Genomic DNA, 7,583 nt, shown 5'->3' with positions numbered 1-7,583 from the left:
CTGCTGGCCGAGGCCGATACTCTCGGCGTTTTCGATCCGGCGGCAAAGCCGCTCTGGGGCATTCCCTTCGCCGTGAAGGACAATATCGACGTTGCCGGCATGCCGACAACGGCCGCCTGCCCCGATTACGCTTACGGCGCGATCGAGGACGCGACCGTCGTGCGGCTGCTGAAGGAGGCAGGGGCGCTTGTGATCGGCAAGACCAATCTCGATCAGTTCGCAACGGGTCTTGTCGGCGTCCGCTCGCCCTATCCGATCCCGCGCAATGCGATCGATCCGACGCTGGTGCCGGGCGGATCGAGCTCCGGCTCGGCGGTGGCCACCGCGCAGGGGATCGTCAGTTTCGCGCTTGGGACTGATACCGCCGGTTCCGGTCGCATTCCGGCCGGGCTCAACAATATCGTCGGGCTGAAGCCGAGCGTTGGTGCGCTGTCTACCACGGGTGTCATTCCCGCCTGCCGGACGCTCGACTGCGTGTCGATTTTCGCGCTTTCCGTCGATGACGCCTGGCGCGTCTTTAGCGTCGCCGCGCGAGAGGATGGCGAGGACGCCTATTCGCGCACGGTGCCGGCGACGGGCTACGGACATCTGCCTCCGACGCTGACGATCGGCGTGCCCGCGAAGGCGGATCTGCGTTTCTTCGGTGATGCCCTCATGGCGGAATCCTATGAGGACGCGCTCGAGATGCTTCGGGGTCTCGGTCATCGGATCGTCGAAGTCCCGTTCGGCGATTTCTACGATGTCGCCAACCTGCTCTACGAGGGCGCCTGGGTGGCTGAGCGCTATGCGGCGGTGAAGGACTTCTTCGATGCGGGTGAAGCGAGCTTCCACCCGGTGACGCGCAAGATCTACGGTGCGGCCAAGACGCTGACGGCCGCGGATGCCTTCAATGGCTTCTATGCGCTGCAGGCAATGAAGCGGAAGCTCGCGCCCGTGATCGCCTCCGTCGATCTCTTCTGCGTGCCGACAGCTCCGAGCCACTATACGCTTGCCGATCTCGCCGCCCAGCCGATCCGCGAGAATTCGCGGCTGGGAACCTACACCAACTTCGTCAACCTGCTTGATATGTGCGGCATCGCCGTTCCCACTGGCAAACGCTCGGACGGCCTACCTGCGAGCGTCACGCTGCTCGCCCCCTTCGGCCGGGATGGGCTGACGGCGTCGCTCGCCCGCGACATCCACCGCGCCTCCGGCTTGACGCTGGGTGCGACCGGTTGGCCGTTGCCGAGTGCCGGGCAGCCGGATCTAGGGAATGAGCCGGGGATCGACATCGTCGTGGTCGGTGCGCATCTCTCGGGCATGCCGCTCAACGATCAGCTTCGCGAGCTCAACGCAAGCTTCGTGCGCGAGGCGCGGACGACAGATGCTTACCGCCTTTATGCGCTCGCCGGCCAGGTTCCCGCCAAACCGGGGCTGATCCGCGTCGAAGCGGGCACGGGAGGAGCGATCGATGTGGAGGTGTGGCGGTTGACGCCGGATGGCTTCGGCCGCTTCGTTGCCGCTATCCCCTCACCGCTCGGGATCGGCAGCATTTCGCTATCGGATGGGACCGAAGTGAAGGGGTTTCTAGTCGAGGCGGCGGCGATCTCCGGTGCGGCCGATATCACCGGCTATGGCGGCTGGCGCAGCTATGTCGAGGCGGGATCGCAGCAGAAGGTCGGCGGCGCGCGATGATGTCGCGCGTTGGAGCGCGTGGGCCTAGGCCCCGCGCTCCAGGCTTTCCAGCTCGATCTCGAAGCTCATCTGGTCGTAGGCCGGGACGACGTGATCGGGCGTCTCGGCCATGACGGTGTCGTAGTCGAGCGGCGTGTGCATGTGGGTGAGGATGGCGCGTTTCGGCTGCAAGCGGCCGATCCATTCCAGCGATTGCTCCAGCGACAGATGGCTCGGGTGGTAGCGATATTGGAGGGCATCGATGATGAGAACGTCGAGGTCCTGAAGCTTCGGCACGGTTTCCGGCGGGAAGTCGCTGATATCGCTGCAATAAGCGACGTCACCGATGCGGAAGCCGAGCGAGGTGATGTCGCCGTGCTGCTGCACATGCGGGCGCAATGAAATCGCGCCGCCCGCGCCTGTAATATGGACCGGCTTGTCGAGATCGCGGATCACCCTTGCCTCGACGATCGGAGGATAGTTGCTGCCGGGTGGCGTTTCCAGGCAATAGCCGAAGCCCTGGCGGATGCGATCCATGGTCGCTTCGTCGGCATAGATCGGCACGCGCTGCTGCGCGCCGAAATAATAGCCGCGCAGATCGTCCAGGCCGTGAATATGATCGGCGTGCGGATGCGTGTACATCACGGCGTCGATATGTCCGACCTTGGCCGCGATCATCTGCTCGCGAAAATCCGGTCCGGTGTCGATGACCACGGTGGTGACGCCGCCGTTGGCGTCATATTGCTGGATCATGAAGGAGGCGCGGGTGCGCCTGTTCTTCGGATTGTCGGGATTGCAGGCGCCCCAGTCGCCGGTGATGCGCGGAACGCCTGGTGACGATGAGCAGCCGAGAATGGTGAACCGCCGCCTGTAGCCCACCGTGTCAGATCCTCGGCATCTTGGAGAAGCAGCGGAAGGCATTATCAGTCGTGATCGCGGCCATTTCGGCATAGCTGAGGCCCAGCGTCTCGGCCAAGACTTCGGCCGTGTTGACGACATAGGACGGCTCGTTGCGCTTGCCGCGCCAGCGCTTCGGCGCGAGATAAGGCGCGTCGGTCTCGACCAGCAGGCGATCGTGCGGGATGGTTGCAGCGATGTCACGCAGCTCCTGCGACTTCGGGAAGGTCAGGATGCCGGAAAACGAGATGTAGCCGCCGAGCTCGACGCCAACGCGCGCGAGATCTGCACCCGCCGAGAAGCAGTGGAGGATGAAGGGGAAAGCGCCCTTCCCCGTCTCCTCGGTCAGGATCGCGGCCATGTCCTCGTCAGCGCTGCGGCTGTGGATGACCAACGGCAGCTTCGTTTCGCGGGCGGCCTCGATGTGGCGCAGAAAACCGGTCTTCTGGTCCTCGGGCTTCTGCGTGTCGTAGAAGTAGTCGAGACCCGCCTCGCCGATCGCGACCACCTTCTCATGCGCATTCGCCAGACGGATCAGGTCTTCAGCCTGGATGTCCAGCTCTTCGTCGGCACTGTTGGGATGCGTGCCGACGGAGCAGAAGACGGACGGATACTTCTCGGTGATCGCGAGCAACCCGTCTAGCTTTCGAACGCGCGTCGAGATCGTCACCATCTGCTTGACGCCTGAATCGTGGGCGCGCTTGACGATCTCGTCGCGCTCCTCCTCGAAGTCGGCGAAATCCAGGTGGCAATGGGTATCGATCAGCATCTCAGCCTCACGCCTGCGGCGCGACATAGCGCGGGAAGACCGGCGTCGGCGCTTCGAGCGGCGTGCCGGAAACCAGGCGACCGGCTTCACCGAGAGCCGTGAAGTCGCGCTTGTCGGCGGCAGCCCCCACGAGGTCGAGCATCTTTTCGGCAGAGCCCGGAACGAAGGGCTGCAGCAGGATAGCGATCTGGCGCACGACTTCGGCCGTGACGTAAAGCACGGTCTCCATGCGATCAGGATCGGTCTTCTTCAGCGCCCAGGGCTGCTGGCCGGCGAAATAGCGGTCGGTCTCGGACACGACTGCGATGATCGACGTCAGCGCGCGATGGATGAGCTGCTTTTCCATGTCCTCGCGCGTCGAGGCGAGCAGTGCGTCGGCCGCGGCCAGCATCGCCTTGTCCTCGTCCGTCAGCGGACCACAGACCGGGATCTTGCCATCGCAGTTCTTGACGATCATCGACAGCGAGCGGCTTGCGAGGTTGCCGATGCCGTTGGCGAGGTCGGCGTTGATGCGGGTGCCGATTGCTTCTTCGCTGCAGTTGCCGTCATGGCCGAAGGAGATTTCGCGCATCAGGAAGTAGCGGATCGCGTCGAGGCCGAAATGCTCGATCAGCTCGAACGGATCGAGCACGTTGCCGAGCGACTTCGACATCTTCTCGCCGCCCTTGGCCAGCACGAAGCCATGCGCGAAGACGCGCTTGGGCAGCGGCAGCTTGGCCGACATCAGGAAGGCGGGCCAGTAGACGGCGTGGAAACGGATGATGTCCTTGCCGATGATGTGGACGTCGGCCGGCCAATACTTGGCACGCGGGCCGTTCTTGTCCTCGAGGTAGCCGGTGGCGGTGAGATAGTTGGTCAGCGCGTCGACCCAGACGTACATGACGTGTTCCGGATCATTCGGCACCTTGATGCCCCAGTCGAAGGTCGTGCGCGAGATCGACAGATCCTTGAGCCCCGACTTGACGAAGGAGATCACCTCGTTGCGGCGCTCGGCCGGGCCGATGAAATCAGGCTCGGATTCGTAGAGCGCCAAGAGCTTGTCCTGGTATTCAGAGAGCTTGAAGAAGTAGCTCGCCTCTTCCACCCATTCGACGGGCGTACCCTGCGGTCCGTAGCGCACGCCGTCGGCGCGCAGCTCGGTCTCGTTTTCCTGGTAATAGGCCTCGTCGCGCACCGAGTACCAGCCGGCATAGCTGTCCTTGTAGATGTCGCCGGCGTCGGCCATCAGGTTCCAGATATTCTTCGACGTCTCGTGGTGACGATCCTGCGTGGTGCGGATGAAGTCGTCGTTCGAGGCGTCGAGGAGCTTGGCCATCGCCTGGAATTCGCCGGAGTTGCGATCGGCGAGTTCCTGCGCGGTGATGCCCTCGGCGCGGGCCGTCTGCTGCATCTTCTGGCCGTGCTCGTCGGTGCCGGTGAGGAAGAACACGTCCTTGCCGTCGAGGCGCTGGTAGCGCGCCATGGCATCCGTCGCGATCAGCTCGTAGGCGTGGCCGATATGCGGCTTGCCGTTCGGGTAGGAAATCGCGGTGGTGATGTAGAAGGGTGTCTTGTCTGTCATGGCGGCCATTCTCGTGCGGCTTATTCTTTGAAATCTATATGCCGCTCCTTAGCGCATGTGGCGGCGAAGCGAAACAGTAAGTTTGGAAAGCGACGCCTCCAACACATAGCAGTGCAATCTTCGTGACCGCCGCGTGCTTGACTCGTTTTTTTCCACATTCTACCCAAGAGAACCATCGAACAGGGTTCCGCAACGTGACATCAGCCGTCCCCCGCGCCTACCGCTCCCATTTAGGCTTTTTGAATGCAGGCCGGTTTCACGCAGGGCTAGGGCCCGCGATTTGATGTTCTCCCATTTCGATCCGCTTTATTCGCTCTCGGGCTTCTTCGTCGGCGCTCTTGTCGGCATCACCGGTGTCGGCGGCGGCTCTCTGATGACGCCGTTGCTCGTTCTCTTGTTCGGCGTCCACCCAGCGACCGCCGTCGGGACCGACCTGCTCTACGCGGCCGTCACCAAGAGTGCGGGCACCGCCGTTCACGGCATGCATGGGCGCATCAACTGGCGGATCGTCGGCTGTCTTGCCGCCGGCAGCGTGCCGGCAGCACTGATCATGCTGTGGCTGCTGTCGGGCGTCGATCGCAAGAGCATCGAAGTCGCGCATACGATCACGACGGCACTTGGCTGGCTGCTCGTCATGACGGCCTTCATGCTGGTGTTTCGCAAACAGGTACTGGCCTTCGCGCAGCGCTCCATGGGCGAGCGGCGGACGCTGCGGCCGGCTACGCTTGGCATTCTTACGGTCGTGCTCGGGCTGGCGCTCGGTATTCTCGTCACCTTGACGTCGGTCGGCGCGGGCGCGCTGGGCGTGACAATCCTGCTCGTGCTTTATCCCAGGCTCGATGTGCGCGAGATCGTCGGTTCCGACATCGTCCATGCGGTGCCGCTGACGCTGATCGGCGGCATGGGATACTGGATGATCGGCGAGATCGACTGGGTCATGCTTGCGGCGCTGTTGGTGGGCTCGATCCCCGGCATCATCGCGGGCAGCCTTTTGGCGCCGAAGCTGCATGAGCGGACCATCCGCCTTGTGCTGGCAGGGACGCTTGCGATCGTCGCCTACAAGCTTCTGACTTCCTGATCCGAAACTTACCGGATCAAGGTCCGGGCTGCTTGATATCGCCGAGAATGCTCAGGATGGTCTGCTTGCGGTCGAGATTGTAGGCGTCGGAGACCGTCAGGCGCTCGATGATATCGCTGTGCAGGCGCGACAGGCGTTCGGCCTGGGCCACCTGCCCCGCCATTGCCGCGGCCTTCGCCTTGCCCATCAGATCGTCGCCGAGATGGCCTGCAAAGAACTCGAAGATCGTGTCGCTTTCCTTGCCTGACAGCGCATCGGCCAGACGGTGCATGGCCTTGCGCGCCGATGGCCCCTGCAAAGTCAGAACCTCGTTATAGGCGGAGATGATTTCTCCACCGCCGTAGTTCACCAGCTTCAGCGCTTCACCGACGCTGCCATTGGCCGACGCCAGCAGCGACGGGTCATTTGCGTCCACGCCGAGATGCCCCAGAGCCGAGCGCAGCGCGTTGTCACCGAGCGGCGATATCTTGAGCGGCAGGCATCGGGAGCGGATGGTGGGGAGCAGCTTGCCTGGCGCATGCGAGATCAGCAGGAACAGCGCGCGCTTCGGCGGCTCCTCGAGGATCTTCAGGATGGCGTTGGCGGCACTTCGGTTCATGTCGTCGGCCGGGTCGATGATCACGATGCGCCAGTTGCCGGTGCCCGAGGTCTGCGAGAAGAAGCGGCCGGCGCGGCGCACCTCGTCGACGGTGATCGCCGATTTGACCTTGCCTGTCTTCTCGTCCACCGGACGGGCCAGATGCAGCAAGTTGTGCGAGGCGCCCGAGTTGATCTGGCGGCTGACGGAAGAATTCGGATCGGGATCGGCGAGAAAGTCAGGCGCGGTCTCGGGATCCGGATGCGACAGGACGTGATTGGCGAAACGGAAGGCGAGCGTCGCCTTGCCGATCCCCGACGGCCCTTCCATCAGGAGGGCGTGGTGACCCTTGCCGGAACGGTAGGATTGCGCGAGGAAGGCCTCGGCGTCTTCATGACCGAAGAGCTTGGTGTTTTCGGGCGGCCATATGGCGCCGTCGAGAAGGCTCGGGTGCTCATCACTCATCGATGGCACTCATCGCCGGCTCGGCGACCTTCGGGGCGTCTGCGGGCGCCAGCAACTGGCCGACGATCGAGACGATCTCTGCTGCGATCGCTTCCTCGGTCTGCATGGCGTTGACGACGTGGCAGCGCTCGGGCTCGCGCGAAGCTATGTCGAGAAAGGCTTCGCGGCGCTTCTCGTGGGTTTCGATCTCTTCCTTCTCGAAGCGATCGGGCGCGACGTCGCCGGCGGCACCTCGGCGCTTGGCGCGTTCGAGACCGGCTTTTGCCGGCAGGTCGAGCATCAGCGTGCAATCGGGAACGACACCGTTGATCGCGACGCGTTGCAGCGTCTCGATGAAATCGGGCTCCAGATTGCCTGTCACGCCCTGATAGACGCGCGAAGAATCCATGAATCGATCGCAAAGCACGACCTTGCCCTGACCAAGGGCCGGACGGATGATCTCCTCGACATGATCGTTGCGGGCGGCGGCGAAGAGAATCGCTTCCATGCGCGTTCCAAAGGATTCGGCAGCACCCGAGAGCAGCACATGGCGCACGGCCTCCGCACCCGGCGAACCGCCCGGCTCGCGCGTGACCACGACCTC

7 protein-coding genes are annotated in these 7,583 nt (G+C 63.6%); 2 read left to right on the top strand and 5 right to left on the bottom strand.

What is annotated here, in order from left to right; genetic code table 11:
• The coding region (gene atzF, locus B3605_RS15235) for an allophanate hydrolase (protein WP_296434863.1) at positions 1 to 1,674 on the top strand (1,674 nt) is incomplete at its 5' end.
• 24 nt (positions 1,675 to 1,698) lie between these two features.
• Here atzF and B3605_RS15230 read toward each other — a convergent pair.
• Genes B3605_RS15230 through metG form a run of 3 tightly spaced genes read right to left on the bottom strand, consistent with a single transcriptional unit; the run spans position 1,699 to position 4,880 of the window.
• Complete coding sequence (locus B3605_RS15230; RefSeq protein ID WP_112945586.1) at positions 1,699 to 2,532, bottom strand: MBL fold metallo-hydrolase; 834 nt, start codon at positions 2,530 to 2,532, stop codon at positions 1,699 to 1,701.
• Positions 2,533 to 2,536: 4 nt separating this feature from the next.
• On the bottom strand, positions 2,537 to 3,319 hold the full coding sequence (locus B3605_RS15225; protein ID WP_047510479.1) for a TatD family hydrolase: 783 nt from the start codon (positions 3,317 to 3,319) through the stop codon (positions 2,537 to 2,539).
• Positions 3,320 to 3,326: 7 nt separating this feature from the next.
• Complete coding sequence (gene metG / locus B3605_RS15220) at positions 3,327 to 4,880, bottom strand: methionine--tRNA ligase (RefSeq protein ID WP_112945724.1); 1,554 nt, start codon at positions 4,878 to 4,880, stop codon at positions 3,327 to 3,329.
• Between the two features lie 283 nt (positions 4,881 to 5,163).
• Between metG and B3605_RS15215 the strand changes: the two genes are divergently transcribed.
• Positions 5,164 to 5,958 (top strand): sulfite exporter TauE/SafE family protein, encoded by a 795-nt coding sequence (locus B3605_RS15215; RefSeq protein ID WP_112945587.1) that lies wholly within the window; start codon positions 5,164 to 5,166, stop codon positions 5,956 to 5,958.
• Positions 5,959 to 5,974: 16 nt separating this feature from the next.
• Here B3605_RS15215 and B3605_RS15210 read toward each other — a convergent pair whose 3' ends face one another.
• Positions 5,975 to 7,000, bottom strand: a complete 1,026-nt coding sequence (locus B3605_RS15210) for a DNA polymerase III subunit delta' (protein ID WP_112945588.1) — start codon at positions 6,998 to 7,000, stop codon at positions 5,975 to 5,977.
• On the bottom strand, positions 6,993 to 7,583 hold a 591-nt coding region (tmk, locus tag B3605_RS15205; RefSeq protein ID WP_296434859.1), incomplete at its 5' end, for a dTMP kinase. The genes B3605_RS15210 and tmk, both read right to left, overlap by 8 nt.

Origin of the sequence: Rhizobium sp. UBA1881 (assembly GCF_002338015.1) — a bacterium.
Classification (GTDB): domain Bacteria; phylum Pseudomonadota; class Alphaproteobacteria; order Rhizobiales; family Rhizobiaceae; genus Rhizobium.
Note: the sequence above shows the minus strand (reverse complement) of the source record. Positions and strands in the feature narration are given on the sequence as shown.